The sequence below is a fragment of the Shewanella sp. SP2S2-4 genome, assembly GCF_031932025.1.
Taxonomy (GTDB): Bacteria; Pseudomonadota; Gammaproteobacteria; order Enterobacterales; family Shewanellaceae; genus Shewanella; species Shewanella baltica.
Window position 1 is genome coordinate 241,732 of the sequence record NZ_JAUOER010000001.1, and the last position, 25,661, is coordinate 267,392.

General features: G+C 47.8%; 24 protein-coding genes. 10 read left to right on the top strand and 14 right to left on the bottom strand.

What is annotated here, in order from left to right:
- Window positions 1-73 precede the first annotated feature (73 nt).
- From nqrF to Q4Q54_RS01090, 6 genes are all read right to left on the bottom strand, one after another.
- Window positions 74-1,291 carry an NADH:ubiquinone reductase (Na(+)-transporting) subunit F gene (nqrF, locus tag Q4Q54_RS01065; RefSeq protein WP_311987294.1) on the bottom strand — a complete coding sequence of 406 codons (1,218 nt, stop codon included), beginning with the start codon at window positions 1,289-1,291 and terminating at the stop codon, window positions 74-76.
- Window positions 1,292-1,368: 77 nt separating this feature from the next.
- Entirely contained in the window at window positions 1,369-1,977 is a 609-nt protein-coding gene (gene nqrE / locus Q4Q54_RS01070) for an NADH:ubiquinone reductase (Na(+)-transporting) subunit E (RefSeq protein ID WP_006080315.1), read from the bottom strand.
- A gap of 9 nt (window positions 1,978-1,986) precedes the next feature.
- Window positions 1,987-2,607 carry an NADH:ubiquinone reductase (Na(+)-transporting) subunit D gene (locus Q4Q54_RS01075; protein WP_006080314.1) on the bottom strand — a complete coding sequence of 207 codons (621 nt, stop codon included), beginning with the start codon at window positions 2,605-2,607 and terminating at the stop codon, window positions 1,987-1,989.
- Window positions 2,604-3,410: a Na(+)-translocating NADH-quinone reductase subunit C gene (locus Q4Q54_RS01080; RefSeq protein WP_311987297.1), complete on the bottom strand. Its 807-nt coding sequence runs from the start codon at window positions 3,408-3,410 to the stop codon at window positions 2,604-2,606. The genes Q4Q54_RS01075 and Q4Q54_RS01080 overlap by 4 nt, the downstream gene beginning before the upstream one ends.
- On the bottom strand, window positions 3,400-4,632 hold the full coding sequence (locus Q4Q54_RS01085; protein WP_311987299.1) for an NADH:ubiquinone reductase (Na(+)-transporting) subunit B: 1,233 nt from the start codon (window positions 4,630-4,632) through the stop codon (window positions 3,400-3,402). The genes Q4Q54_RS01080 and Q4Q54_RS01085 overlap by 11 nt, the downstream gene beginning before the upstream one ends.
- Window positions 4,632-6,005 carry a Na(+)-translocating NADH-quinone reductase subunit A gene (locus Q4Q54_RS01090; RefSeq protein ID WP_311987301.1) on the bottom strand — a complete coding sequence of 458 codons (1,374 nt, stop codon included), beginning with the start codon at window positions 6,003-6,005 and terminating at the stop codon, window positions 4,632-4,634. The genes Q4Q54_RS01085 and Q4Q54_RS01090 overlap by 1 nt, the downstream gene beginning before the upstream one ends.
- 454 nt (window positions 6,006-6,459) lie before the next feature.
- Between Q4Q54_RS01090 and Q4Q54_RS01095 the strand changes: the two genes are divergently transcribed.
- From Q4Q54_RS01095 to Q4Q54_RS01105, 3 genes are all read left to right on the top strand, one after another.
- The gene (locus Q4Q54_RS01095; RefSeq protein ID WP_014615364.1) at window positions 6,460-7,500 is read left to right on the top strand and encodes an NADP(H)-dependent aldo-keto reductase; all 1,041 of its coding nucleotides are present in this window, start codon (window positions 6,460-6,462) and stop codon (window positions 7,498-7,500) included.
- Between the two features lie 368 nt (window positions 7,501-7,868).
- Entirely contained in the window at window positions 7,869-8,642 is a 774-nt protein-coding gene (ompV, locus tag Q4Q54_RS01100; protein WP_311987303.1) for an outer membrane protein OmpV, read from the top strand.
- 21 nt (window positions 8,643-8,663) lie between these two features.
- Window positions 8,664-9,122 carry a CC0125/CC1285 family lipoprotein gene (locus tag Q4Q54_RS01105; RefSeq protein WP_106651545.1) on the top strand — a complete coding sequence of 153 codons (459 nt, stop codon included), beginning with the start codon at window positions 8,664-8,666 and terminating at the stop codon, window positions 9,120-9,122.
- 123 nt (window positions 9,123-9,245) lie between these two features.
- On the opposite strand, the gene Q4Q54_RS01110 is transcribed toward Q4Q54_RS01105, so the two are convergent.
- The 4 genes from Q4Q54_RS01110 to Q4Q54_RS01125 are packed head-to-tail and all read right to left on the bottom strand — an operon-like array spanning window position 9,246 to window position 12,474.
- Window positions 9,246-10,538: an ATP-binding protein gene (locus Q4Q54_RS01110; RefSeq protein ID WP_311987305.1), complete on the bottom strand. Its 1,293-nt coding sequence runs from the start codon at window positions 10,536-10,538 to the stop codon at window positions 9,246-9,248.
- Complete coding sequence (locus Q4Q54_RS01115) at window positions 10,535-11,239, bottom strand: response regulator transcription factor (protein ID WP_311890951.1); 705 nt, start codon at window positions 11,237-11,239, stop codon at window positions 10,535-10,537. The genes Q4Q54_RS01110 and Q4Q54_RS01115 overlap by 4 nt, the downstream gene beginning before the upstream one ends.
- A 1-nt stretch (window position 11,240) precedes the next feature.
- On the bottom strand, window positions 11,241-11,624 hold the full coding sequence (locus Q4Q54_RS01120) for a DUF3019 domain-containing protein (RefSeq protein WP_071938536.1): 384 nt from the start codon (window positions 11,622-11,624) through the stop codon (window positions 11,241-11,243).
- A gap of 10 nt (window positions 11,625-11,634) precedes the next feature.
- Window positions 11,635-12,474 (bottom strand): MipA/OmpV family protein, encoded by an 840-nt coding sequence (locus tag Q4Q54_RS01125; RefSeq protein WP_311987308.1) that lies wholly within the window; start codon window positions 12,472-12,474, stop codon window positions 11,635-11,637.
- Between the two features lie 460 nt (window positions 12,475-12,934).
- Between Q4Q54_RS01125 and Q4Q54_RS01130 the strand changes: the two genes are divergently transcribed.
- Window positions 12,935-13,231: a hypothetical protein gene (locus Q4Q54_RS01130; RefSeq protein ID WP_106651547.1), complete on the top strand. Its 297-nt coding sequence runs from the start codon at window positions 12,935-12,937 to the stop codon at window positions 13,229-13,231.
- A 55-nt stretch (window positions 13,232-13,286) separates the two neighbouring features.
- Window positions 13,287-15,563: a TonB-dependent receptor gene (locus tag Q4Q54_RS01135; RefSeq protein WP_311987310.1), complete on the top strand. Its 2,277-nt coding sequence runs from the start codon at window positions 13,287-13,289 to the stop codon at window positions 15,561-15,563.
- Window positions 15,564-15,633: 70 nt separating this feature from the next.
- Here Q4Q54_RS01135 and Q4Q54_RS01140 read toward each other — a convergent pair whose 3' ends face one another.
- Entirely contained in the window at window positions 15,634-17,334 is a 1,701-nt protein-coding gene (locus Q4Q54_RS01140; protein WP_311987312.1) for a methyl-accepting chemotaxis protein, read from the bottom strand.
- Between the two features lie 347 nt (window positions 17,335-17,681).
- Here Q4Q54_RS01140 and Q4Q54_RS01145 point away from each other — a divergent pair, with 347 nt between their 5' ends.
- The 4 genes from Q4Q54_RS01145 to Q4Q54_RS01160 all read left to right on the top strand — a co-directional run bounded on the left by Q4Q54_RS01145 (window position 17,682) and on the right by Q4Q54_RS01160 (window position 22,189).
- Window positions 17,682-19,019 carry a cysteine desulfurase gene (locus Q4Q54_RS01145; RefSeq protein ID WP_311987313.1) on the top strand — a complete coding sequence of 446 codons (1,338 nt, stop codon included), beginning with the start codon at window positions 17,682-17,684 and terminating at the stop codon, window positions 19,017-19,019.
- A gap of 113 nt (window positions 19,020-19,132) precedes the next feature.
- Window positions 19,133-19,579: a SufE family protein gene (locus tag Q4Q54_RS01150; RefSeq protein ID WP_113939785.1), complete on the top strand. Its 447-nt coding sequence runs from the start codon at window positions 19,133-19,135 to the stop codon at window positions 19,577-19,579.
- Window positions 19,580-19,766: 187 nt separating this feature from the next.
- Window positions 19,767-20,933, top strand: coding sequence for a membrane dipeptidase (locus tag Q4Q54_RS01155; protein ID WP_311987316.1), 1,167 nt, complete (start codon window positions 19,767-19,769; stop codon window positions 20,931-20,933).
- Between the two features lie 83 nt (window positions 20,934-21,016).
- Window positions 21,017-22,189 (top strand): AAA family ATPase, encoded by a 1,173-nt coding sequence (locus Q4Q54_RS01160; RefSeq protein ID WP_259509607.1) that lies wholly within the window; start codon window positions 21,017-21,019, stop codon window positions 22,187-22,189.
- 17 nt (window positions 22,190-22,206) lie between these two features.
- Here the strand turns inward: Q4Q54_RS01160 and Q4Q54_RS01165 are convergent, their stop codons facing one another.
- The 3 genes from Q4Q54_RS01165 to Q4Q54_RS01175 form a co-directional block, all read right to left on the bottom strand.
- Entirely contained in the window at window positions 22,207-22,428 is a 222-nt protein-coding gene (locus Q4Q54_RS01165; RefSeq protein WP_311987461.1) for a cupin domain-containing protein, read from the bottom strand.
- Window positions 22,362-22,508: a hypothetical protein gene (locus Q4Q54_RS01170; RefSeq protein ID WP_311987318.1), complete on the bottom strand. Its 147-nt coding sequence runs from the start codon at window positions 22,506-22,508 to the stop codon at window positions 22,362-22,364. Before Q4Q54_RS01170 ends, Q4Q54_RS01165 begins: the two co-directional genes overlap by 67 nt.
- Window positions 22,509-22,730: 222 nt before the next feature.
- The gene (locus Q4Q54_RS01175; RefSeq protein WP_409438273.1) at window positions 22,731-22,859 is read right to left on the bottom strand and encodes a cupin; all 129 of its coding nucleotides are present in this window, start codon (window positions 22,857-22,859) and stop codon (window positions 22,731-22,733) included.
- A 180-nt stretch (window positions 22,860-23,039) separates the two neighbouring features.
- Between Q4Q54_RS01175 and Q4Q54_RS01180 the strand changes: the two genes are divergently transcribed.
- Window positions 23,040-25,517 (top strand): toxin-antitoxin system YwqK family antitoxin, encoded by a 2,478-nt coding sequence (locus Q4Q54_RS01180; protein WP_311987319.1) that lies wholly within the window; start codon window positions 23,040-23,042, stop codon window positions 25,515-25,517.
- Window positions 25,518-25,661 lie beyond the last annotated feature (144 nt).

Sequence of the window (25,661 nt, forward strand, 5' to 3'; positions counted from 1 at the left end):
TAACGCGAGTTATGAGTTTCAAGCTTTAACCGCTAATTGAAGCTCTGATTAAGCTCTAGCTTAAGTTTAACGGCTAATCACCAAAGTCATCGAGTAAGATGTTTTCTGGTTCAACGCCTAGGCTTTCAAGCATCTTAATCACTGAAGAGTTCATGATTGGAGGACCACACATGTAGTACTCGCAATCTTCTGGTGCCTTATGATTTTTAAGATAATTCTCATAAATCACATTATGAATAAAGCCTGTGTAGCCAGTCCAATTATCCTCAGGCAATGGCTCAGATAACGCCACATGCCAAACGAAGTTGTCATTCTCGGCCGCTAGGGCATCGAAATCCGCTTGGTAAAACACTTCACGGGTTGAACGGGCGCCGTACCAGAAGCTCATTTTACGTGTGGTTTTCTTACTCTTAAGCTGATCGAAAATGTGTGAACGCATAGGTGCCATACCGGCACCGCCGCCGATAAACACCATTTCCGCATCGGTTTCCTTCACAAAGAACTCTCCGAATGGCCCAGAAATCGTCACTGTATCGCCCGCTTTCAGGTTGAAGATGTAAGATGACATCTTGCCCGCTGGCACATTGGCCGATGGCGGCGTCGCAATGCGCACGTTCAGCATAATACGGCCCTTTTCATCGGGATAGTTGGCCATAGAGTAAGCGCGTAACACTTCTTCGTTGACGGTCGAGACAATGTCAAACAGGCCGTATTTATCCCAATCGCCACGGTATTTTTCAGGAATATCAAAGTCGGCGTATTTCACCACATGGGCTGGCGCTTCAATTTGAATATACCCCCCCGCTTTAAAGCGAACATCTTCACCTGCGGGTAACTCAAGCAATAACTCCTTGATAAAAGTCGCCTTATTATCGTTAGATATCACTTTGCATTGCCACTTTTTCACCCCAAAGATTTCTTCGTCGAGCTCAAGTTCCATATCGGTTTTCACTGAGACTTGGCAGGCGAGACGACACCCTTCTTTAGCCTCTTTCTTGGTGATATGGCCCATTTCAGTCGGCAGAATATCACCGCCGCCCGCTTTGATTTTCACTCGGCACTGACCACAGGTTCCGCCGCCACCACAGGCTGACGGAATAAAAATACTCTGACTCGCCAAGGCGCCGAGTAACTTGTCACCCGCCGCAACTTGAATGCTTTTTTCGGCATCTTCATTGATGCTGATCGTCACTTCACCCGTAGCCACTAATTGCTTTTTGGCGATTAGAATCACTATCACCAATAGACAGACCACTAGCGTGAACATGCCTATGCCAATTGCCATTTCCATCGTATTACCCTTTTCTAGCTCTTTTCTAAAAAGAATCTGGTTTCACTTTCTCAACTCTTGGCTCGCCTACTGTTGCTTTACAGCGAGATCCCAGAGAAAGACATAAAGCCCAGCGCCATCAAGCCTGTTGTGATAAAGGTGATACCAATACCTTGTAAGCCTTCGGGAATCGCGTTGAATTTCATTCTTTCGCGCAGTCCCGCCAGCAGCACAATCGCCACCGCCCAGCCAAGACCCGAGCCCATAGCAAACACAACTGACTCACCGAAGTTGTAATCACGGTTCGCCATAAAGATCACCCCAGCAAAAATCGCGCAGTTCACTGTGAGCAAAGGTAAGAAGATCCCAAGGGAGTCATACAGGCTAGGAATGTACTTATCCAAAAACATTTCAAGGATTTGCACTAACGCCGCAATCACACCGATGAAAGTGATCAGTTGTAGGTAACTTAAATCGATACCGGGTAATCCCGCCCAAGACAGCGCGCCAGGCGCGAGCACTTTGACGTAAATGATCTGGTTTAACGGCACAGCTAAGGTCATCACTACTATCACGGCTACGCCTAAACCAAAGGCGGTTGACACCTTTTTAGACACGGCCAAGAAAGTACACATGCCCAAGAAGAACGACAGCGCCATGTTGTCGATAAAAGTGGCCTGCAAAAATAGATTTATATAGTGTTCCATATCTGCTCCTTAACCCCGTTTCCGCTGGATCACATTGATAGTCCAGATCAGCACACCAATCAGGAAGAAGGCGCTAGGTGGTAACTTGAACATCTCGTTTGGCAAGTACCAACCGCCGTTTTCAATGGTGGTGAACACGCTATGACCGAATAAATTGCCTGTCCCTAACAGCTCGCGTACAAAGGCGACGCTGATCAAAATCAAGCCATAACCTGTCGCATTACCGAGCGCATCGACGACCGCTAAATGCGGTGGATACTTCATGGCGAAGGCTTCTGCGCGGCCCATGATGATACAGTTAGTAATAATTAACCCAACGAATACAGAAAGTTGCTTAGATAACTCATAGGCCACATCCTGCAGTACCATGTCGACGATAATCACCAAGGAGGCGATAACCGTCATCTGCGCGATAATGCGCACACTGGTCGGGATAAAGTTACGGATGGCAGAGATAATCAGGTTAGAAAACACCAACACAAAGGTCACTGCGAGCGTCATTACCACAGCGGTTTGCATTGAGTTACTGACCGCCAGCGCCGAACATACGCCCAGCACTTGCATCGCGACGGGGTTATTGGCAAACACTGGCCCCGTTAACATGTCACGCATGGATAAAGTGTTGCTCATTTTGCCTCTCCCAACTCACCTTGCAATTCACCCTGCGCGGCCGTCGCTTTCAGCTGATTGAAGAAGGTTTGAAAACCCTCAACCCCAAACCAAAACTCCATTGCGCGCTGCACGCCGCGGCCTGTCATGGTCGCGCCACTCACAGCATCGACACCGTGGACATCGCCTTCTTTAGCGCCGCCTTTAACGAGGCGCATAGCAAATTTGCCTTTTTCATCAAATAATTGCTTACCCTTCCATAGCGATAACCAATGGGGATCGGTCACAAAGTCGCCGATACCTGGGGTTTCGCCATGCTCGTACACGACTAACCCTTTGATGGTATTGAAATCGGGTTCAACCGCCACATAACCGTAGATCATCGACCACAGACCTTTACCGTAGAAAGGCACAACCACACTGTCTAACTTGCCGTCGGCATCGAGCACTTTAAATACGCGCGCATCGTTCGCACGGGTTTTAATCTTGGCGATGTCCTTTTTCGGTGCGCTTGAGGTCTCAGGATTAATCGCCGCCATACGCTCATCGAAATCGAGCACGTTAGCGTCAGAGTCCACCTTACCTGTGTCTAAGTTGATCAATAATGGCTTAACCGATTTAGCGAAAATCTCTCTAAAGTCAGTGTCCTGACCTAAGTTCACATCAGCGGCCATCAACACATAACGCTTCACTTCGTCACGTTTTTTGGCGACTTTACGTTCTTTCAATATGCCTGCTGTGCCTGTGATCATAAACGAGCACAGGAGGCAGAGCGTGATGGTGAAGATCATGGTCCCCACCACAGTATCTTTCTTAAAGACCATGACGTTTTAATCTCCGTTTGATGTTGGCGCGGGCCACCAGATAATCGAACAGCGGCGCCCAAAGGTTGGCGAACAGAATGGCTAACATCACGCCCTCAGGCATTTTGGGGTTAGCGACACGGATAAGCACTGTCATAAAACCAATCAAGGCACCGTAGGCAAATTTGCCTTGGCGAGTGTAGGAAGTGGTCACAGGATCGGTGGCCATAAACATCATCGCCAGCGCAAAACCGCCAGTGACTAGATGCCAAGTCCACGGCATTGCCATCATGTCATTGCTGCTAGAACCGATGTAATTACACAGCGTTGCAGTCGCTATCATGCCCAGCAGCACACCGAGCACAATGCGCCAGTCGGCTAAGCGGCTGATCAGCAGTAATGAACCGCCGACCAAAATCGCTAAGGTGCTGGTTTCACCAATTGCGCCCACGGTGAAGCCAAAAAAGTTGTTCCACCAATTAGGGTCGCTAAAGGCGCTAAACCAAGCGTAATCGGCAAAGCTCAGCTTGCCCGCTGCGGTTTGTGCCAGTGCAGTCGCACCAGAGAAACCATCAACGGCAACCAGCTGTTTAATGGTTGCAACTTCAGAGGGATAGGCGAAGTAGATAAAAGCCAAGCCCGCCAGCGCAGGGTTAAGGAAGTTATATCCCATACCGCCAAACAGCTCTTTAGCCACAACCACACCGAAGGAAATCCCCATGGCCACCAGCCACAGCGGAGTCGATACTGGCAAGATTAAGGTAAATAGCAGGGCTGTAACGAAGAAGCCTTCGTGCAACTCTTGGCCGCGAACCCGCGCAAATACCACTTCCCAGAACAAACTGGTGAGTAGCGCTGTCAGGTAAATCGGCAAATAAAAACTAAGACCATAGAGGAATAAACCTAATATCCCAGTGTCTTGGCTAAGGCCGCCGAACAGGGTATTAAAGATTTCTAACTTCCAAATATCTGGGGCCGATAAGCCGCCCGCAAGCGCAAGTTGTGCCTGTAGGCCAATGTTATATAGACCGAATAAAATGGCGGGCAGTAAACACAAACCGACTAGCGTCATGGTACGTTTCACGTCAATAGCGTCACGCACATGCACTTTACCCTTAGTGCTGTGGCCACTGGCAATAACGAGTGAACGCAAAAAGCCCTTCATCGACTTACCCGTTGCGTAGTATTCTTCCTGTAAATCAGTAGCTTGCTGTAAATCAGGTTTTTTAACTTGCTTAGTCATTAACCTTCCCTCTCGATAACATCTAGACAGGCACGTAATTCTTTACCAAAGTCATATTTGCCGGGACACACAAAAGTACACAGCGCCAGATCTTCTTCATCTAACTCCAATGCACCTAAGGCTTGCGCCTCATCGGTATCACGCACCACTAAGTCTCGAACGAGCAAGGTGGGTAAAATATCCAGTGGCATCACGCGATCTAGCTGGCCAAAGGCCATCATGGCGCGGGCTGAACCGCCCTGATGGGTAGTGAATTCGAACAGTTTAGTGGCACCAAACAAACGTGATGTCACTGCGCGGGTAATAGAGAATTTATCCGAGCCACCCCGTACCCAAGAAAGCACATGGTGCTGCGCATCTTCGCTCAGCACTGACACTTGGTTGTGGAATCGACCTAAAAAGTCATGTACACCAACCGCGGTATGGCCAGATAACACAGAGCCCGATACCACACGGTTTTGGCCGGGTTTGATGTCATCACTGACTAAGGGACTTAACTCGGCGCCCAACTGAGTGCGCAGTAAACGCGGATTTAGCACGCTCGGGCCACCTAAGGCGACGATGCGGTCGGTATATAACTCACCGGTTTGGAATAATTTGCCGTAGGCAATCACGTCTTGATAGCCGATATGCCATACCTGACGCTCTAAACTCACAGGTAAAGTAAAGTGAATATGAGTGCCGACTAAACCTGCAGGATGAACACCGTCAAATCGGCGCACCTCAAGTTGTGGTAATGCTTCTTTCACAATCGCTTCGCCCTTATCCTGACACAGGTAAACCTTACCTTCGGTTAAGCGGCTCAACACCAGCAAGCCAGCTTTAAAAGCTTCGGTTTGCTCGGCGATGATCAAACGCGGATCGGCGGCCAGTGGATTAGTATCAATTGCGGTAACAAAAATCCCTGCGGGCGTGCTATCGAGCGCAGGCACGCGCGAGAAAGGCCGCGTACGCAGTGCAGTCCATAGACCGCTTTTCACTAATTGCGCCTGAACGGTTGACCTTGCTAAAGCGGCGATGTTTTGATGGATCTCGAAGGAAATCTGTCCATCGCGGTTTTCGCCGTCATCACAACGAATGACAACCGATTGTAGAATTCGGCGCTCGCCGCGGTTAATCGCCACGACTTGGCCACTAGCGGGTGCAGTGAACAACACGCCCGGTGTTTTTTTATCTTCAAACAGGGCTTGGCCCTTTTGAACCCAATCGCCCTCTTCGACCAACATCGTCGGCTTAAGCCCAACGAATTCTTCACCCAGAACAGCCACTTGGGATGGCTTAGCACCGAGTTCAATGACCTGTCGCGGCTCGCCAGCAATCGGCAAGTCGAGGCCTTTTTTGATCGTTACAATTTGGTTTGAAAAATCTGCCATCACAAATATCAACCATGAAAAATTTTTAGATAAATTCAGGGTAGAGATTTGTTAACCCAGTTTCCGATATTGGCGTCACATTCCGCCGTAAATTCGTAAGTTAGATACGTAAATTTACGCCGTTTTGTGACGCAGGTTCACTTCCAAACTCGCCGCGATCTATAAATGTAGTTTTATAACAATTTATTCATAAATACGTTATTACTGATTTAGTCATACCTAAGGTTTACAAAAATAAGCCAAAATCCCCATCTCAGTGCAGCAAAGCGATAAAACCGTTAAAAGCGCGACTCAGAGAACAAACTTCAACCAATGGCATGCCTCAACAGGGCGCAATACCGTTTAGCGGGCTGGCTATTTTTAGCGCACTAACATTTCAACCTATGGTTTAACCTTTGCTTTACAGCAAAAGCTTGGTAGCCTCAAACTAAGAGAGTTTTCGTAGGAGAAATAGATGGAATACAGACGCATACCGCATTCTAATCTCGAGGTCAGCAAAATCTGTTTGGGCACTATGACTTGGGGCGAACAAAATACCCAAGCCGAAGCATTTGCACAGCTGGACTACGCCATAGGAAATGGCATCAACTTTATCGATACGGCGGAAATGTATCCCGTCCCGCCTAAGCCCGAAACCCAAGGGGAAACCGAGCGTATTCTGGGGCAATATATCAAGGCACACGGCAACCGTGATGACCTAGTGATTGCCACTAAAATTGCCGCACCGGGTGGTAAGAGTGATTATATTCGCAAGAATATGGCGCTGGACTGGAACAACATTCACCAAGCGGTCGATGCCTCCTTAGCACGCCTCCAAATCGACACTATCGATCTTTATCAAATCCATTGGCCCGACCGAAATACCAACTTCTTTGGTGAACTGTTTTACGAGCAACAGGATCAAGAACATCAAACGCCGATCCTCGAAACCCTAGAAGCCCTCGCCGAAGTCATTCGCCAAGGTAAAGTGCGCTATATCGGGGTGTCGAACGAAACACCTTGGGGCTTGATGAAGTACCTGCAACTCGCCGAAAAACACGGTCTGCCGCGTATTGTGAGTGTGCAAAACCCCTATAACTTGCTCAATCGCAGCTTCGAAGTCGGCATGAGCGAAATCAGCCACCGTGAAAACCTGCCGCTGCTCGCTTACTCACCCTTGGCCTTTGGCGCCCTAACCGGTAAATACTGCAACGACCAATGGCCCGAAGGTGCACGCCTGACCTTGTTTAAGCGTTTCGCCCGCTATACAGGTTCGCAAATGGCACTGGAGGCCACGCAAGCCTACGTCGATTTAGCCCGCGAGTTCAAACTCACGCCAGCGCAAATGGCGTTAGCCTTTGTTAACTCACGTCAGTTTGTCGGCTCCAACATTATTGGCGCCACCGACTTGTATCAACTGAAAGAAAACATCGACAGCCTGAAAGTCACCTTATCGCCTGAGCTGTTAGTGCGATTAAACGAACTGTCCGATAAATTCAGATTACCTTGCCCTTAGCCCTAACCTTAGGAATCTTGGCTCCAAGGCTTAGCCAGCGAGTCGTTTGAATAAGCCATAGCATCAGGCCAATCCCCCTGATGCTATTGATTTCTTTTAGCTCAACGCCGCTTTACCATTCTAAATATCGCCCTTTATTGCATTTCGCTTTGGATTAACGGCAAACCCTCTACCCCAAACTCCCTTGCACAGACCAAGCACAAAGCTATCACATTACCCTCGTTAAACTCGCAGTAGCATGCTCAGCTCAATACCCTACAGCGGTCCTTCGACAAAATGCTTCAGGTTACATTCGGATACAGAGTCCTTTTAAGAACTGAAATATAGTGGCGCCACAGTCACTAGACAGATGTCTTAAGGATCAAAAAATGAAAAAACTTTGCTTTATTATCACAAGTATTTTGATGTCGAGCCACGCGCTTGCTGAAAGCAATACCTACATTCGTAACGGTAATATCTATAGTCATCAAGATCAGTTTTTTGCTGGCGCAGGTGTTGCTACTGGCAGTCAATTTTATAAGGGTCAAGATCACCAGACAGGTGTCTACCTCAATGGCGGCTACCACGGTGATGACTTCAACGCCGACCTGTCCGGTATCAACTACCGCTTTTTAGGCACCAACGACAGTGCCGTTAACTTCAGCATTTTTGTGGTTGCCAATCCTGGCTTTGATGCCAATGACGCCGATATTTTAACGGGCATGAAAGATCGCAAATTCAGTGGCGATCTGGGTTTAAACGCCGACATTCATTTAGGCACGGGCACGTTATCAACCAAATTCCAACACGATGTGACAAATGTTTATGATGGTTTTCAAGCTGATATCACCTACTACCATCCAATCAATCTGGGCTTTGGTGATCTGGTGCCTTATGCGGGTGTGCACTATTTCAGTAAAGACTTCGCAAACTACTACACAGGTGTGACGTCATCTGAAGCCACTGCGCAGCGCCCTGCTTATCAAGCCGACGGCACCTTTGCCTATAAGCTAGGTTACGCTTTGGTAATTCCAGTGACTAAGCATTTAGACATCACTCAAGCCACAGGTTACTCGTACATAGCTGCCAACATGGCTGACTCTCCGCTAATCGACAGTAGCAACCAGTGGGTTACCACCCTTGGCGTGAGCTATAGCTTCTAACCAACCTGACGAGACAAGACCATGACACTTATCAGAAAAACGTTTTTATGTGCTGGATTAGCCCTGATGCTTTCAGCTTGCGCCACTTCCTACGATACCGAAAAGCAATTTTGGTCTTTCGGTAAAGGCTTTGAAACCGCACAGATTGCACCCGATAGCTGGCAGATAAGCTTTGTTGGCAATAGCAACACTGACCGCGCATTGGCCCGAAAGTACGTCATGCGTAAGTCAGCAGAGTTATGCAAACAGGCTGGTTATAACTACTTCACTTTTACTCACGAACAAACCGAACGTGATGCAATTGGCCAGTTTGGAGTAGGAGCAAGCACAAGTAAGGATATCCTGTGGGGAAGTTCAACGATGAACCAAGAAACCTCTGTCATGGTCGAAGTTACAGGTTTACATAGCAAGCCAGAAAATGCGAGTTCTCGCATCTATGAAACGGATTACATACTTAACAATGTTAATGTGAAAAGTTAATTGCTCATCAAAATGCACCAGTCTAGATCCTCATTAGGCATCAAGACTGGTGAGTTTTATCGTTACACTGCCGATGAAAACAACTCTGCCCTCAGGCTTAAACTTCAGCCTTAAACTTCAGCCTTAAATTTCAGCCTTGAATTTTAGTGACATGCGAGCCCCACCCAAGTCAGGAGCACGGCCAATACGTAATGGGGAACCCATCCAACAACCAATTCTATCGACAATCGCCAGACCCATGCCATGACCGGAATTTCCACGGCTGTGCTGACCACGCACAAAAGGTTTAATCACCTGCGCAGACTCCAGTTCATCAATCCCCGGCCCATCATCGTCAACGTGTAACCAGGTCGCGCCCTCCTCGACTGCCAACGTCAGCCGAATCTTTGCCTTACCAAAACGCAGCGCATTATTGAGCAAATTATTCACCTGCATTGATAAGTACTTGGGATCTGTCTTGATCTTGAGAGCTGTGGGATAGGGAACCAGTTCAACCGAAAAATCGGGGTACACTTGACCTTGATACTTTTCGAGTAGCCAAGCATTGAGTTCAATCGACTGCCAATCGGGCTGGATATTCGCTTCATCGAGGCGGGCATAACTCAGCAGCGTCATCACCAAGTCTTCCATAGTGTCTAGATCGCGGTTCAAGCGCTGGAAATACTTCACTCTAAGCTGTTCGCTTTGGGTTTCTTCCAGCGCCTCAATGCCAAATCTTAGCCGTGCGATCGGAGTTTTTAAATCGTGAGAAACCGCTCGACTGAGCAGTTTGTTGTCATCGATCAATTGCTGAATACGATCCGCCATGCGGTTGAATTCGCTTTCAATAGTGCCTATGTACGACGTTTTTCTAACAGGAATTCTCTGCTGCAACTCCCCCATGCCAAACGCTTGGGTCGCCTTACTGAGATTAACCAGTTGACGGATCAAGGGAGACACCCACACCAACAATATCAGCACCACACCACCATAAAAAAGCATGGTATACAGCTTATTCAAGTCAAAGTTGCCATCGGTGGGCGTGACAATATCGGTATTGATGTTCAATACCTGCCCCGTTTTCGGCAGTAAATAATGCAAGGAGATACCGTCATCGGACTCCAGCAGCAGCGATTCTCCCGCATAAAACGCGGTTTTTAGATCTGAGGGTAAGACGAAATCGGCTTCACTCGCTAAAGACAATTGCTCTGAATTTAACTGGTTCCAGTTTGCGATAAAACTGTGATTGTTAACGCTATCGTTATCGAGCGTTTGCGCCAGTGTGCCGCCCAGCAGTTTTAATGCGGCGAGGTGAGAGGCTGGGGTTTGCGTGTCATTATCAGGATCTAGCAGACTGGCAAACTCGCTTATCGACCAACCTAGGCTGGCAATGGCCACCAGCACGACCAGCACCAGAGAAGTCATCAACTTCTTCATAAAGCTTGCTCACCTTCGTCGCGGCAAAAAAGGTATCCCTTGCCACGGATGGTTTTTACTTTATAGGGCTGACTCAACGCTTCCTGTAATTTCTTGCGTAAACGCGATATGCGAATATCAACTGAGCGATCTAGGCCGTCGTATTCAATGCCCCGCAGTTGAGCCACCAGTTCATTACGACTCACTATCGTGCCCGCCTTCAATGCCAGTAGCCACAACACATCGAACTCATTGGCATTCAAATCCAGCGGCTGTTTATCGATAGTGGCCGATTTTGCCGTAGCATTGAGCACCAGCGAATCAAACACTAACTGTTGTTTTTGCTCCTCATCACCCACACGGCGTAACAGGGCTTTTATCCGCGCTAACAACACCTGTGGCCGGATCGGCTTTGTCAGGTAATCATCTGCCCCGACATCTAATCCGCGGATCTCATCCCCATCCTCAACACAAGCCGTCATAAAGAGAATCGGCCCAGCATAAAATGCTCTCGCTTCCTTACAGACATCGAAACCATTCTTAACGGGTAACATTACGTCGAGTAATACTAAGTCAGGGATCTCTTCGGCTATCATCTCTAAGGCAAAATCGCCTTGGCTGGCAACCGTGACTTCGTAACCGTGGTCGAGTAAATAATCACTGATCCACTCAGCCAGCGAGATATCGTCTTCGACCACTAAGATGTGTTTTTCAACTGACATATTAGAATAACCTCCAACCTGACTGACTCTGTTTAGGGGCCTTATAAACCCAAGTCACCACCACTTTGACCTGCGCCAGTGGTTGCACATCATCATTACGGATCAAACTAAAAGTCGCCGTTTTATCGCCTTCAAAACTATATTGGTATTCTTGCATGGCTTTGCCGCTCCAGCAGATTAGCTGGTGCTGGCGGTCAGTCAGTATGAGGCAATACTCGCCGCTCGCAGGTGTTTGCCATCGAAACAACACATCTTGATAGCAAGTTTGCCCCTTATGGAGCGCAATGCAGCGCTCTGGGGTCGCAGTAAAAATCACCGAATCATCTTGACCCCAAGCAAAAAAAGGCGCGTTCAGTAACACTAGCCACAAATAAAATCGCTTCATGCCCACGCCCCTAAAACACATAGCTGATAGAGGCATTAAAGTACGATGCATAGCCAGCTTGATTGAAAGGGCTGTCGGTCACTTCTTGGGATAACACATTGAAGCGATACATGGCTCTAAATACAAAACTCTCGCTCAGCGGATAGGCAACACCGAGCTCCATGCCATAGCTAAAAGAACTGTTCGGGTGATATTCGGGAAAGCGTTCGGTCGCTTCTTCTTTACTGACACCAAAAAGATAGCGATTCAAGGTGGCTGATGAATAGCCTACGCTTCCCAAAACGTGAAAGTTCCAATTACGTACCTGCCAAGACTTACCCAATCTGGCAGAACTCTGAATACCTTGATCATCATAATAATCAGACACTAATCTGTACTGGAAAACGTAGTTATCGCCCCAATAACGCGTCGCACGAAAACCTGCGCCAATATAGAGCGAATCTTCCGATAGTAGATAAGCATTGCGGCCAGCTTCATCGAGTGTGCTGGGGTCCACATCTGGACGTGACCATGAACCTTGTAAGTTCGCCAGTAACAGATCAAAGGACCAATCCTCTGAACTCCAAAGATTAACCCCAAGATTAACCCCATCCTGAGATTGGTGGATCATCTCAACAAACATGCCTTTGTATTGATACATGCCACTGACCAACAGCGACAATTGCGCAGCGCCAGAATCGGTTTGCCGAACATCAATTTGATTGATCCCGTAAACACTCATACCCAGTTCAAAATCACCGCCATCGGCTAGGCGATTGGTGCCTCCATTGACACTACTTGCAATATCCGATGCGGCAGCGGTACCGGAAAGCATGCTGAGCGTTAACACAAAAAAACAAAGAATACGCATGCCCATTTAATCCACATTTCTAGTCGTTATTTAGCGCTACATATTACAACAGTTTGTTAGTCTTTTTATCCGCCACTGCACAAGCCATTGCATTTTTGCGACGAAAATATCGTCAGATAGCAAGAACAGTCAGCAAAGCGCAAGGAAGTGAATTTAAGCGAGGGGGAAACTTCGCGCCTAATACGCTTATCCGCTGAATCGATTGAGGATGTAACTAGGGTCTTAAAACCTTCATCTTCGTCAATCCACATAAATTGAAATGATTAAAATCAATAATAAAAACAATTTAATAGATTAAATTATCCCATCATCGAAACCGATTAAACATTCTTTATTAACAAAGGTTAACTAGACCCAAGACTGACAATTCAAGTAGGGTCGGGTCACAAATTAGGATCAACTGTATCTCGCGCTCGACGACTGGTGCGACGCTAAGATAACTCTGACCCATAGAAGAATAATGACTCACTCAAGTTCCCCAACTCACAGAAAGTGGCTTTGGCTACTGCTCGGCGTGTGGCTGATTGTCATCCAATCGGTTGCGCTGTCGCATTCTGCTGAACACAGTTTAGAACATGAGCATGCCCACTGTTTCCTGTGCGATTTTGGTCATGAGCAAAATGCGGGCCCATCGTCTGTGCTTATGCCACCGATGGGATTGCAGCAAGCTGAAAGTATCCCGCAGAAACCTTATCAACAACCGAGTTTACCTTGGTTACGTCACTTCAACGTGCGTGCACCGCCCTTACTGTCTTAAGCAAATTCAATCATTTAAAAAATCTATTTTTTTGCTTATCTAAAGGAAAGGCACAATGAAACTTGCACTATCTTCAATAGCGCTAGCAGTGGCTGGCGTGTGTTCACCGGTTATGGCCGCTCAATTACAAGGTCAAGTGACCGATCTGCAAGGCGCACCTATCGCTGGCGCCCTTGTCAGTATCGACGGTGGGACGAGCACAAGCACAAATCCACAGGGCCAGTATCAGTTAACTGTCGCCGACAATAGTCATATCCATCTCCACATTAGCAATGCCGATTTTAAGCATGTTGATAGAGATTTGCAGATAACCACTGGCGCGGTAACGCAGGATATTTCACTGACAAAAACGGCGATGGAAAACATTGTCGTGACCGCATCGCCGCTCGCCCGCTCTGCGCTCGAAAGCACTACGCCAATTAGTGTACTGACCGAAGATCAACTCAAGCTCAATATCGAGCCGACGCTAGGTGACACCTTAGAAAAACTGCCCGGCGTTCAAGCCTCCCACTTTGGCGCGGGGGCGAGTCGCCCCATCATTCGCGGCATGGGCGGTCCTCGAGTACAAGTGCTTGAAAATGGCCTGTCTGTTGGTGATGCATCGACGGTATCGGCCGATCACGCGGTAACAGCAGAAGCCGCCTCGGCGCAGCAAATTGAGATCCTGCGCGGCCCAGGCACATTGCTTTACGGGAACGGCGCCATTGGCGGTGTGGTCAATGTGGTGGATAAACGCTACCACGAGAGCCCAGTCGATGAGCTGTCGGGACAATTTGGCACTCGCTACGACACAGCCAGCAATGGCCGCACCTTTAACGGGGATATCGATGGTGGCAATGGTCAGTTCAATTGGCATGTAGATGGCACCCACCGCATTACCGACGATGTCGATATTCCGGGAAATGCCATTGCCAATCTGCCCGAAACCCATGGAAAACTGGCGAACAGTAACCAAAAACTCGACGACTATGCCGCGGGGGTTGGCTATACCGGTGACACGGGATTTGTCAGCGTGTCCGGCGCGCGTACTGAATCGAATTACGGTATTCCCGGCCGCGGCGAAGCCGATGCGCCCGACATCACCATAGATTTAAAGAAAACCGCATGGCAACTGCACAGTGGTTTGTTAGATCCTTTTGCAGGCTTCAGTAAACTGCGTTTTGATGCGGGTTATACCGATTATCAACATGCTGAGGAAGAAGATGGGGTTGCCGGCACAACTTTCTTCAACAAACAAAGTGAAGTGCGCTTAAGCCTTAACAATCATCCTTGGGGCGAATGGCAAGGCACTATGGGGCTGCATGCTGTACACCGTGATTTTGCCGTTGAAGGCGAAGAAGCGCTGACACCAGACAGCAAAACCGATACCTTAGCCGCCTTTATCGTGCAAGAACGTAAGGTCGGAGATTTTCGCTTCGAGCTTGGCGGCCGCTTAGAGCATTACCGCTTAGTGCCAGACAGCATGACGTTAGACACACTAAATGGCGAACAAACCTACCAAGCCGAAGACCTAGTCGATAATGATCTCACCGTATCGGCGGGCATGGTGTGGGACTTCGATCCCGCCTATAACTTGGGACTGTCGCTCACCCGCGCCCAACGTTCGGCCACCGCCGAAGAGCTTTACAGCTATGGTCCCCACGATGCCACCCAAAGCTTTGAGCTTGGTTCGCAGTTCAGCATTGAAAATGGTCAAATCATCACTAACAGTGGCAATAACGATAAAGAGATCGCCAACAATATCGACTTAACCCTGCGCAAATTAGAGGGTGCGTGGACAGGCTCATTGAGCATGGCCTACAACCGAGTCAATAATTTCTATTACGAGAAAGATACGGGCTTAATCGCCTCTGATATAGTCAACGGCGATGCTGAAGGTGATTTACCGGTTTACCAATACACCCAAGGCGATGCCGAGCTTTATTCCCTCGAGGCCCAAGCCAGTATCCCGTTCAACGATACTTGGTCATTGGATATGTTCAGCGATTACACCCGTGGCAAGCTGGTCGATGGTGGTAACTTGCCACTCATTTCGCCCATGCGTATCGGTTCAACTTTAAACTTTGACCAACAACAATGGCACGCTGAAATCGGTGCGATTGGCTATGCTAAACAAACGGATACTGCCGACAATGAAACCGAAACAGCAGGCTATGCGCTAGTGAATGCCGCCGTCACCTACCGCTTATATACTTCTGCGGGTGACATGCTGTTCTATGTCAAAGGCACGAATCTACTCGACCAAGACGCGCGGCCACACACCTCGTTACTTAAAGATTACGCCCCACTGATGGGACGCAACTTTATGTTAGGTGTCACCTATAACTTCTAAAAAAAAGTAGTTGTAAAAGACAATAAATTAAGCCCAAAGCGAAGTCCTAGACTTCGCTTTTATTTTTCAATTAAACAGCGCGTACCTTGAACTGCTGCATGGTTTCCCTTAATGAGTTGGCCTGCTGAGACAATGACTCACTGGCTTTTGCAGTTTCATTGGCGCTGCCAAGTACCAATTCCCCTGAATCTCGAATCGCATTAATACGCTCACTGATATCCTCAGCGGTGACGGCTTGCTCCTCGCTTGCGGTCGCGACCTGAGCATTGGCCTGAGTCAGTTCAGTTAAGGCATCTAAAATCTCAAATAGGTGCTGTTTGGCTTGATTAACGAGCAATGATGACTCACTGATTTGCTTATCATTATTGGCGAAGGATTCGACTGAGGACTTAGCATCTTTCACGAGTGTTTGGATAAGATCGCTGATCTCCTGCGTGGCGGTTTGGCTACGAGTTGCCAGCGCCCGCACTTCTTCGGCGACCACAGCAAACCCACGTCCTTGATCTCCCGCCCGCGCCGCTTCAATCGATGCATTCAAGGCCAACAAGTTCGTCTGCCCCGCTATCGCATCGACTACAGAGACAAAGTTGAGGATTTTTCCGGTACTCGCTTGAACCTGTTGAATAAGTTGATTCGAATACTGGGCGCTGGCGACTAACTGCTTGGAAATTTTTTCGCTCGCATCGACAACCTCGCAACTTTCTTTAACCTTATGCTCGGCTTGTCCCGCTGAGTACGAAGCGGTTTCGGCACTGCTCGCCACTTCAGTGATCGTTGCCGCCATTTGGGTCATAGAGGCGGCGACTTGATCTGTATTATCCTGCTGCCTCAACATGGCCTCACGATTGTTCTCGGCCACCGCATTAAGCTCGGTCACCATAGAGGCAATTTCTTCACTTCGAGCAATCACTTGGCCGACGGTTTTACTTAAGGTCCACGCCATTTGATTCATACTGACTGTGAGTTCGCCCAGTTCATCCTTAGAGTCGACGCGCAGCTCTTGGTTAAAGTTACCCTGTTCCATCTTAGCGGCAGAATTACGTAACCGATTGATAGATTTGACCATGTATTGACTGCAAGCGATGCCAATCAATAAGCCTATGACTAAAGACACGATAGAAATAATCGTTAAGCCATAAATCGCCCTAAGCTCTTCGTCCTCAGTCACAGAAACCGCGGTTTGGGTCATTTGCTCTAAACGCTCAACGAACTGACTTAGCTCAGTATTAAATTCATTTTGCGTGACCTCTAAGGATTCAACCCGCTTAGCTAAGGCGGCTGGTTCTTCTTTTTTCTGGATTCCAGTGATGACAGTGGCAAGTAAAGCTTCATAGTCACCAAAACGTTGAATAATCGTGCCAATATCTTGATTTAACTGCTGCGTTTTTTCATGTAATTGCGGATTTTTAGCCACTTTTAATGCCTCACTGAGCATAGACTGAGTCGAGAGTAACTCCTTATTAATGTCTTCTTTATGCTGAATAACATCCGCAATAAACGCCGCTAAAATGGGCTGACTCGATGCGGCTTCAATATCCGCCGCCCGAAACGCTTTTTCTAAAATGACTGAGCTTTCGAGCTGCTTAATGGTGACGTCGGTTGATAATCTCACTAATGGAATATTTTCCTTTGCAATGCCTTGGATTTCCTCAGAAACTCGCTGCATCTTCAACAAACTAAAACCAGACAAAATCAGGATCAGTACTAACATCACCCCAACGAGGGCGATCATTTTATGTTTAATCCGTAAGTCTTTTAAAAACTGCACCATAAAACGAATCTCCAGCAAACACAGATATCAAAGGACGTCCCATTGAGGATAGTCGCAGTTTTCACTTTGGGTGGTTGAATTGAGCCTAAAGTATTAGCTGAATTTAAAAGAAAAACTGAAACATTAGAAAAATCGCATCATAGCTAAGCTCGATGATATGTTTGAAAGTCAAAACCCGTTTAAGGCGCGCGAAATACCAGAGGGCAGAAGTTTGAACAAACGTTGGTGCAATTAGACGCTCAATAGCGCCTTCCAATACCTGCACCTCAACAAACCGCTAAAACTTGCATTAACATGGCAGATCACAGAAGATCCCTTGGCCTTTTTCATTGCCTTTAGCCTCATCTATGACTCAACCTGCATCGCCTACGCCAAATACTGTGACTCACATAGCGACGAATACTGTTACCTCACATCCTTCGGCAAGTGCCTCTCCTGATGTCACTGTGGTTCTTTGTTCATTAGAAGCGGAGCAGCGCAATGCTAAAATTAGGTCGCAATTCCCAGCGTTAAATCAACTGCTTGATGGCTATCCCTTGTGTTATCTCGACACCGCAGCCACCAGCCAGAAGCCACAAATGGTGTTAGATGCCATGGCGCAGTTTTACGCTAACGACAATGCCAATGTGCACCGCGCGGCGCACCAGTTATCGGCGCGATCGACCTTAAGTTATGAAAAAGTGCGCGATCAACTGCAGCTATTTTTAAAGGCCGAACGCCGCGAAGAAATCATCTTTACCCACGGCACCACAGAATCAATCAACTTAGTCGCCTTCGGACTCACTGCACACGTAAGCGCAGGCGATGTGATATTAATCGACGCCGCCGCCCACCACGCCAATATCGTACCTTGGCAGGAGCTGGCGAAACGCACAGGTGCGCTGATTAAGCCTATCCCTCTCGATCAAGCTTGCCGCTTAGATGTCAGCGCCTATAAAACCTTGCTCGAGTTAAAGCCAAAAATCGTCGCGCTTTGCCATGTTTCCAACGCCCTAGGCACAGTGAATCCCGTGGCTCAGTTAGTTCAGCTAGCAAAAGCCCAAGGTGCAATAACCTTAGTTGATGGTGCGCAAGCAGTAGCGCATTTAACGCTGGATGTGGCTGAAATCAATTGTGATTTTTACGTTTTTTCGGGGCATAAAATGTATGGTCCGACTGGTGTTGGCGTGCTTTACGGCCGTTTCGACGCTTTAGATAATCTCGCGCCACTATTAACTGGTGGCGAGATGATTAAACGCGTGAGTTTTGAGGCGACAGAATTTGGCAGCCTACCGAATCGCTTAGAAGCGGGTACACCGCCGATTGCCGAAGTGATAGGTTTAGGCGCGGCCATTACATTTTTACAAACCGAGCTTACACCGCAGGTTCAAGCTTATGAAGCTGAACTGGTTAACTATTTACAAAGCCAATTGCGCGCGCTCGGTGAAGTGCATTTATACGGCGCCTTTGATGACAATATCGGCGTCGTCGCCTTTAATCTTGCCGATGAACATCATCAAGATGTAGGCATTTTACTGGATCAACAAGGGATTGCCGTGCGCTGCGGCCATCACTGCGCCATGCCATTAATGCAGAGTCTGAATCTTAAGGGCTGTTGCCGCGCCTCTATCGGTATCTACACCAATAAAGACGATATCGACCGCTTTATTGCCGCGCTGGCCTCGGTAAAAGACTTGCTGCTGTGATCCAATCTTTAGCCACTGAACCACGCGACTCATGCGCTCAAGATAAGTTACGCTCAAGACAAGTTACGCTCAATAAAAGTTACGCTCAAATAAGTGAGACAGGATTTAGCCCTATGACTGATTCGACTATGCCTATGCCAAGCGAGACCGATTTTCACTATTCAGTGCAAGATGCCGAGACCTTGCTAGCGCGTTTTACCCAGGCACCTAACTGGCAGGAAAGATATCGCCAAATTATGTTGCTAGGGAAAGACTTACCGAGTTTAAGCCCAGAACTTCGCGTCGAAGCCGCTCAAGTAAAAGGCTGTGAAAGTGATGCGTGGATTTATCATCTCGAACAGGCTGGGAAGCACTATTATTTAGCCGATAGCGATGCCCGCATCGTTAAGGGATTGATCGGCTTATTGCTTGGCGCCTGCCATGGCAAAAGTCGCGCTGAGATCCAAGCATTTGATCCTACAGCTTACTTCAAACAATTGGGGTTAGAAGGTCAGCTCAGCCCATCACGCACCAACGGCCTTAATTCACTCGCAAAAGCCATGCTTGAAGCCACTCTATAGCTTCACGATAGCCACAGGCCAAGGGTTTTCATTTACTGCGACAAGCGATAATTGAAACCACTCGGCAACAACAAATAATCACAACTCTAGCTCAGGGGCAAAGGCCAAAAAAGGGATTTAATCAAAGACTTCTACCCCCTAAAAAGGTATAAAGAAGTTACATTTGAGTTATTGATAGGAACCGAGCATGCCCATCAAGGCAGTCAATCACCACCGTCGTACACTCCTTAAAGGTCTTGGCGCAGCAACTCTGTTAAGCCCACTCGCCAGTTTACCTAGCTTTGCCGCCCAACAAAGGCGGATATATGTCGATGGTTTATCTTTCCTTCCCGATGACTTAAGTGATGTAACTACCGCTAAGCTCGATGCCTATCTTTGCGATATTTCGGCTATTGAGACCATAGAACAAGCCGATGGCACTCAAAACTACAAACGCACCTATAAAGCTTGTATGGAAAGCATTAAGCAGGCCGCTAAACGGGTGAGTGATCATCCCGATATTTTGTTGCAAGGCCTGAGGGGACGAGATATTCAACGTGCCCGCGACAGCCAGCGCACTGCGGTATACTTTCAAATCCAAGGCGCAGATTGTGTCGAAGAAGACAGTGAAGCTAACCAGTGGGCGCGGGTAGATGAGTTTCATCAACAAGGGCTACGCGTACTGCAACTCACCCACCATTACGGCAATACCTTTGCCGGTGGCGCCTTAGATAATGATGCCAGTGGCGGACTCAATAAACCACTCACGGCCCACGGGCACGAGCTTATCGCCAAACTCAATCACGCCAATATCTTGGTCGATGTGAGTCACTCCAGCGCTCAAACCGCTTTAGATGTCGCTAAAATCACGAAATCTCCCATAGTGCAAAGCCACGGCGCGGCGCGCGGTATAGTGAATCATGCCCGTTGTTCCCCCGATGAAGTGATCCGCGCCATTGGCGATAGCGGCGGCGTATTCGGCGTATTTATGATGAGCTTCTGGCTCACCAATAATGCCGTGCCCACGATCGATGACTATATTCGCCAACTGGAATATGTGTCGCGTGTCGGCGGTGTGGATAGTGTGGCAATCGCCAACGACTTCCCGCTGCGTGGCCAAGAAAACCTACTGGCACTCGGTAATGACAACGCCAAAGGCATTAAAGAATATCAAGAATGGTGGTACAGCCTGAGGGCAAAAGGCGTGCTAGGTTTTGATGCAGAGCCAAGGCATGTCGTGATCCCCGAGCTAAATCATATCGATCGCATGAGCCGTATCGACGATGCCTTAGCCAAGGCACGCTTTAAAGCCACCGACCGCGACCGTTTTATGGGTGGCAACTGGCAACGCGTGCTCAATAAAGTACTACTGTAAATACCATTGTTTTATCGCCCTGTTTAATTTACTTTGTCGAAAAATTTACGGGCTTATCTGCTCGATTCAGTCTTGGATATTCTATGCTGACCACACTCGCCATTTTCAATTATCGCTCTCTGCGTGAAATCGTCTTGCCCCTAGGGCAACTCAATTTGATCACAGGGGCAAATGGCAGTGGTAAATCGAACCTATACAAGGCGCTACGTTTACTGGCACAAACGGCGCAAGGCGGCGTCGTCAACGCCTTAGCCCAAGAAGGCGGACTCGACTCCAGCTTTTGGGCGGGGCCAGAAAACTTCACCAAAGGCATGTTAGCAGGCGACACCGCCATTGAAGCCACCGTCAGGCAAGCGCCAAAACGCCTTAAGCTTGGGTTTGCTGGCGAAGATTTTAGCTATCTTATTGAACTCGGTTTACCCAAACCCGACGCCACTACGCTGTTTGGCTTAGATCCACAAATCAAGCGCGAAGCCATTTGGAACGGACCTAAGTATCGCCCCTCCACTGTGTTAGTCGAGCGCCGTGGTCCTATGGTGAAAAGCCGCAGCGCTGATGGGCAAGGCTGGATAACCTTAGGCGCTCACCTGCAAACTGGCGACAGTATTTTTACCGAGCTTGCCGATCCAGAGCGCTGCCCAGAAGTGCTCAAGCTTCGCGACAGTATTCGCGCATGGCGCTTTTACGATCACTTCAGAACCGATGCCGAAGCCCCTGCACGGCGCCCACAATTAGGCACGGCCACACCAGTATTGCACCACGATGGCCGTGATTTAGCCTCGGCAATTCAAACCATTTTTGAGATTGGTGATAAAACCGCTTTCGATCATGCGGTCAGCGATGCGTTTCCCGGTGCTAAGGTTCGAATCGAGCCGCAAGAGGGCGGCATTTTAGTGCTCGCATTTCATCAGCATGGTTTATTAAGGCCACTCAATGCCAGTGAATTGTCGGACGGCACCCTGCGTTATTTGCTGTTAATCGCCGCCCTACTGACCCCAAGACCGCCAGAGCTTATGGTGTTAAATGAGCCAGAAACCAGTCTGCATCCAGATTTATTGCCTGCGCTGGCACGCTTAATTGCGAAGGTATCAGAGGAGTGTCAGCTGTGGGTGGTATCCCACGCCAATCGGCTTATCAATGCCTTAAGCCAATTTGAACACTGCAATACCTTGGCCTTAGACAAAACCTTAGGCCAAACGCAGATCCAAGGCCAAGACTTGCTCAATACGCCCAGTTGGCTATGGCAGAATCGTTAGTCGGCGGTGTTAACTCGTTAGTAAAATACCGCGAGCCATAGGGTTTCTGAACTTTTAGAAGTCGAAGCGACGCGGTGTTTTTGATGGGGCACAATCGTTAAGTAATCACCTGGGGTTAGCGTCACGGGGTCACCTTGTTCAAATTCAAGCGTCGCCGCCCCTTTAAGTAACATCACCCATTCATGCTGAGCTTGATCGTACCATTGACCGTCGGGTAGATACCCAAACCACCTGAAGATGCAGGATTCAGCGGGCTGATGTTAACTGAATGGTAACGCACTTTAAGTAAGGCCATTAATTGCTTCTGCATATATGGCATTCACGCCATCCATGGCGATTGCAGTTATTTGCAGACCTAGTGGACTAAGTTAAAAATAACCAACACGGCATAAAGTGCGTTACTCCGTGGTTAACATCAGCCGCCGGAACGGAGCGTCTAGGGCACTCCACTTCCATGTTGCATCAATTCAGAAGGTGGCCGACATTCTGTCGTTGATGCGCCTTGAATTGAAGCACCCTAAGCGCTCTGAAACTCGTATCTTCAGGTAGCTTGGGGATATTGCCCATTAGAGACGATGCGATCTATGGTCACAGTGTCATTACCCGCCAGTTTTTCAAACACTTCCGCCGATAAATCAGTGGGTAATTTTGCAAAAAAGTTATCAAGCATTTTGTGTTTATTCCTCTGCTTTTATTCGCTCTCTCTGCTGATTAAACAGTATTTTTAACAATCAAACATTGAGAAACGAATCTATTAACCGCTATGATATGCGCACTGAAATACTCAAGGTCCATGAGTATCCCTCAGATAAGCTTATTGTTTTACATATGGATATGGAGATTTCCCCCAATGTCGTTGTTTCGCGCACTCAAAGCCAAGTTATTTCCCTCAAACCAAACTAGCCGCGATCCAAAAGACATTCAGCTTCAAACTGAATCACCTGCAGCCTGCCAAGAACAAGCGCTAACTCAGGCGCCGTCAGTCGCTGTACCGCTATTCCAGCGTCACTTCAGCTTAAAAATCTATGCGACAAAGGCAGACGCGACCGCTTGTGAAGAAAATGCCGACCACAACTTAACTCTCTATCACTACGATGCGCCCCAAGCAATAGAACTCTTAGGCTGGGAAAATGCTAATGAATGCTGCGAATTTCATCATACCGAATTTGACCGCCTCGAAATGGGCAATCAACTCCCGTTTCCAGAGCAACATTTTTGGCTCGGCACAGAAAAAGTCTGCAGTATCACAGCTCAAAATAACCACCAGGAAACCACATTATGGCAGGTTGAACTTAACAATCGAGATGCTCTGTTAATAAGCCACTTTACGCTCGATGCAGACTATAAAGTACAAGGCGACATTCAAGATTACGCCAGCTTAACTGGCCAACTACATCGCACTTATCATCAACTCGATTCTGAAGACGGCGCGGGTATGCTCAGAATTGTCACCCAAACGCCCAATCTCACAGAAGCCGTTGACTCAAACTACTTTGGTGAACGTCATGGCGTTTCCCGCCAGTTCGACGCTCTGGGGACCTTGTTATTTGAAGGTAACTTTATTAATGATCAACAACTTGGACAGCAAGCTTGGTATGATCATGAGGGCAACATAACCCAGAGTGAAGAACGCAGTACGAACGGCATATTAGTCAAACGCTATTACAGTAATGGGCAAGTCAGAGAGGATGCTGAACTTGATCGTGATGGCAACTACGTCAATACCTTGAGTCGCTATTATGAGTCAGGCAAACGCTGGCTGACTCGACCTATGCTGGCGAATAAAATCCACGGCATTGAATATATGTACTATGAATGTGGCGCCCTTCTGGCCGAACTGAGTCACGAGCATGGCAACTTAGTTAAAGAGGTATGGTTTCATCCTAATGGCCAGCTCAAACAAAAAATACTCGTCAATGACGCGGGCAAGAGCTTTGAAACCTTTTTTGAAAATGGTCAATTGTCATGGCGTGAGCAATTTAATCCGCAGGGGCTTATCTATGGTATTCGCCAAGAATGGCACCCTAATGGCCAACTCGCATTACAACTTAACTTCGACAACGGTCTCGCACAGGGGAATCGTGAAAAATGGTACGCCAATGGCCAGCTTGAGGCAAAAATCCCATTTGAACAAGGTAAAGAGCAAGGCATGGCCTACTGGTATCATGACAATGGCCAACTGTCTCTCGAAATGTACCTAGAGAAAGGACTCAGGGAAGGCCTGTTTAAAAGCTATTACAAAAGTGGCGTGCTCTCGGCTGAAGGCCAATATAAAAATAACCTCTCGGTAGCCCCCTTTATCGAATATTACGAAAACCAGCAAATTCAAATGTATTTACCGCACACCCAAGGCAACCGTGATGGCACTGCCCGCTGGTTTTACCAAGATGGCACGATACGCACTATCTCTGAGTATGAAGTGCGCGACGGCCAAGGCTACCTCAGAGAATCCAGTTTTTATAACAAAAAAGGGGTTCTCGAATCCTATCAAAGTCACTCAAATACCCGCTGTGGCTATCATCTTGAGAATAATCAAAGGGAATACTATCAAGAAGGTATTGCCGATACTCGCATCGAATACTATGAAGATGGCGCCATTCGCTGGTTGCTCACACGAACTCAAGGGGATTTATTTAGCTCTAAATCCTTGTCCCCTCAAGGTTTAATTCTAGAAACTGGCACAATTCAAATTATCGATGGCCGTTACCTCGATGTCGGCCATTGGCAACGGTTTACGCCCCAAGGACAAGTGTATCGCGAAGTCTGGCTAGATGAAGAAGGCCAGCTTATAGAAAGCCGTCACTACTTTGATTTTAATCAGTATCTATCGACTCAAGAAGATGACGAAGCAGAATGGGAAGACGCAGTGCCACGTCATTATGGCTATGATGACTGTGATATCAGTGACTATGATGAAGACGATGATGCAGATTGGGAACATGACGGATTAAATGAACATTCAACTAACCACTTTCACACAGCTAGCCATAGAAGCAGTAGCACATACTTGTCCCGTCACAAGTATCACAGACCCGATATCGCAACGAAAAAAGCACAAGCCACAGCGGATGTCGACGCCAAAGAGCCGATATTGTCTTATCACTTAAAATTTGACAACGAAAGCAAGCTTTATGCAATGAAACGCTATCATCCCAATAGCCACATTGCCGAAGAAGGTAATTTACAGATCCAAGGAGAAGAACAATTCTGGGTCGGTATCCATAATCAATACGATGAGCAAGGTAAGCTCAAGCTCTCCGAAACCTACACTATGGCAGGAGAGCCGATAGAGCACACCACCAGCACGAATGCGATATTGTTAAATTAATCAAGTTGATATGGATAATGTCAGTACCAATAGATATGAAGGGTAGTATAGATAATGCGGTAAGCCCTGATTTAACTTGGCTTACCTTATTTGTCTTACTTACCTTAATCGCCAGCTCGATAGAAGTAATGGAAATCTAAGTAG

Coding starts and splice junctions, on each gene's coding strand:
- nqrF (WP_311987294.1), bottom strand. CDS start 1,291: ATGGAAATGGCAATTGGCATAGGCATGTTCACGCTAGTGGTCTGTCTA.
- Q4Q54_RS01160 (WP_259509607.1), top strand. CDS start 21,017: ATGCTGACCACACTCGCCATTTTCAATTATCGCTCTCTGCGTGAAATC.
- Q4Q54_RS01090 (WP_311987301.1), bottom strand. CDS start 6,005: ATGGCAGATTTTTCAAACCAAATTGTAACGATCAAAAAAGGCCTCGAC.
- Q4Q54_RS01125 (WP_311987308.1), bottom strand. CDS start 12,474: ATGCGTATTCTTTGTTTTTTTGTGTTAACGCTCAGCATGCTTTCCGGT.
- Q4Q54_RS01140 (WP_311987312.1), bottom strand. CDS start 17,334: ATGGTGCAGTTTTTAAAAGACTTACGGATTAAACATAAAATGATCGCC.
- Q4Q54_RS01130 (WP_106651547.1), top strand. CDS start 12,935: ATGACTCACTCAAGTTCCCCAACTCACAGAAAGTGGCTTTGGCTACTG.
- Q4Q54_RS01105 (WP_106651545.1), top strand. CDS start 8,664: ATGACACTTATCAGAAAAACGTTTTTATGTGCTGGATTAGCCCTGATG.
- Q4Q54_RS01150 (WP_113939785.1), top strand. CDS start 19,133: ATGACTGATTCGACTATGCCTATGCCAAGCGAGACCGATTTTCACTAT.
- Q4Q54_RS01155 (WP_311987316.1), top strand. CDS start 19,767: ATGCCCATCAAGGCAGTCAATCACCACCGTCGTACACTCCTTAAAGGT.
- Q4Q54_RS01180 (WP_311987319.1), top strand. CDS start 23,040: ATGTCGTTGTTTCGCGCACTCAAAGCCAAGTTATTTCCCTCAAACCAA.
- Q4Q54_RS01075 (WP_006080314.1), bottom strand. CDS start 2,607: ATGAGCAACACTTTATCCATGCGTGACATGTTAACGGGGCCAGTGTTT.
- Q4Q54_RS01175 (WP_409438273.1), bottom strand. CDS start 22,859: ATGCTTGATAACTTTTTTGCAAAATTACCCACTGATTTATCGGCGGAA.
- Q4Q54_RS01135 (WP_311987310.1), top strand. CDS start 13,287: ATGAAACTTGCACTATCTTCAATAGCGCTAGCAGTGGCTGGCGTGTGT.
- ompV (WP_311987303.1), top strand. CDS start 7,869: ATGAAAAAACTTTGCTTTATTATCACAAGTATTTTGATGTCGAGCCAC.
- Q4Q54_RS01085 (WP_311987299.1), bottom strand. CDS start 4,632: ATGACTAAGCAAGTTAAAAAACCTGATTTACAGCAAGCTACTGATTTA.
- Q4Q54_RS01115 (WP_311890951.1), bottom strand. CDS start 11,239: ATGTCAGTTGAAAAACACATCTTAGTGGTCGAAGACGATATCTCGCTG.
- Q4Q54_RS01080 (WP_311987297.1), bottom strand. CDS start 3,410: ATGGTCTTTAAGAAAGATACTGTGGTGGGGACCATGATCTTCACCATC.
- Q4Q54_RS01170 (WP_311987318.1), bottom strand. CDS start 22,508: ATGCCATATATGCAGAAGCAATTAATGGCCTTACTTAAAGTGCGTTAC.
- nqrE (WP_006080315.1), bottom strand. CDS start 1,977: ATGGAACACTATATAAATCTATTTTTGCAGGCCACTTTTATCGACAAC.
- Q4Q54_RS01120 (WP_071938536.1), bottom strand. CDS start 11,624: ATGAAGCGATTTTATTTGTGGCTAGTGTTACTGAACGCGCCTTTTTTT.
- Q4Q54_RS01095 (WP_014615364.1), top strand. CDS start 6,460: ATGGAATACAGACGCATACCGCATTCTAATCTCGAGGTCAGCAAAATC.
- Q4Q54_RS01145 (WP_311987313.1), top strand. CDS start 17,682: ATGACTCAACCTGCATCGCCTACGCCAAATACTGTGACTCACATAGCG.
- Q4Q54_RS01110 (WP_311987305.1), bottom strand. CDS start 10,538: ATGAAGAAGTTGATGACTTCTCTGGTGCTGGTCGTGCTGGTGGCCATT.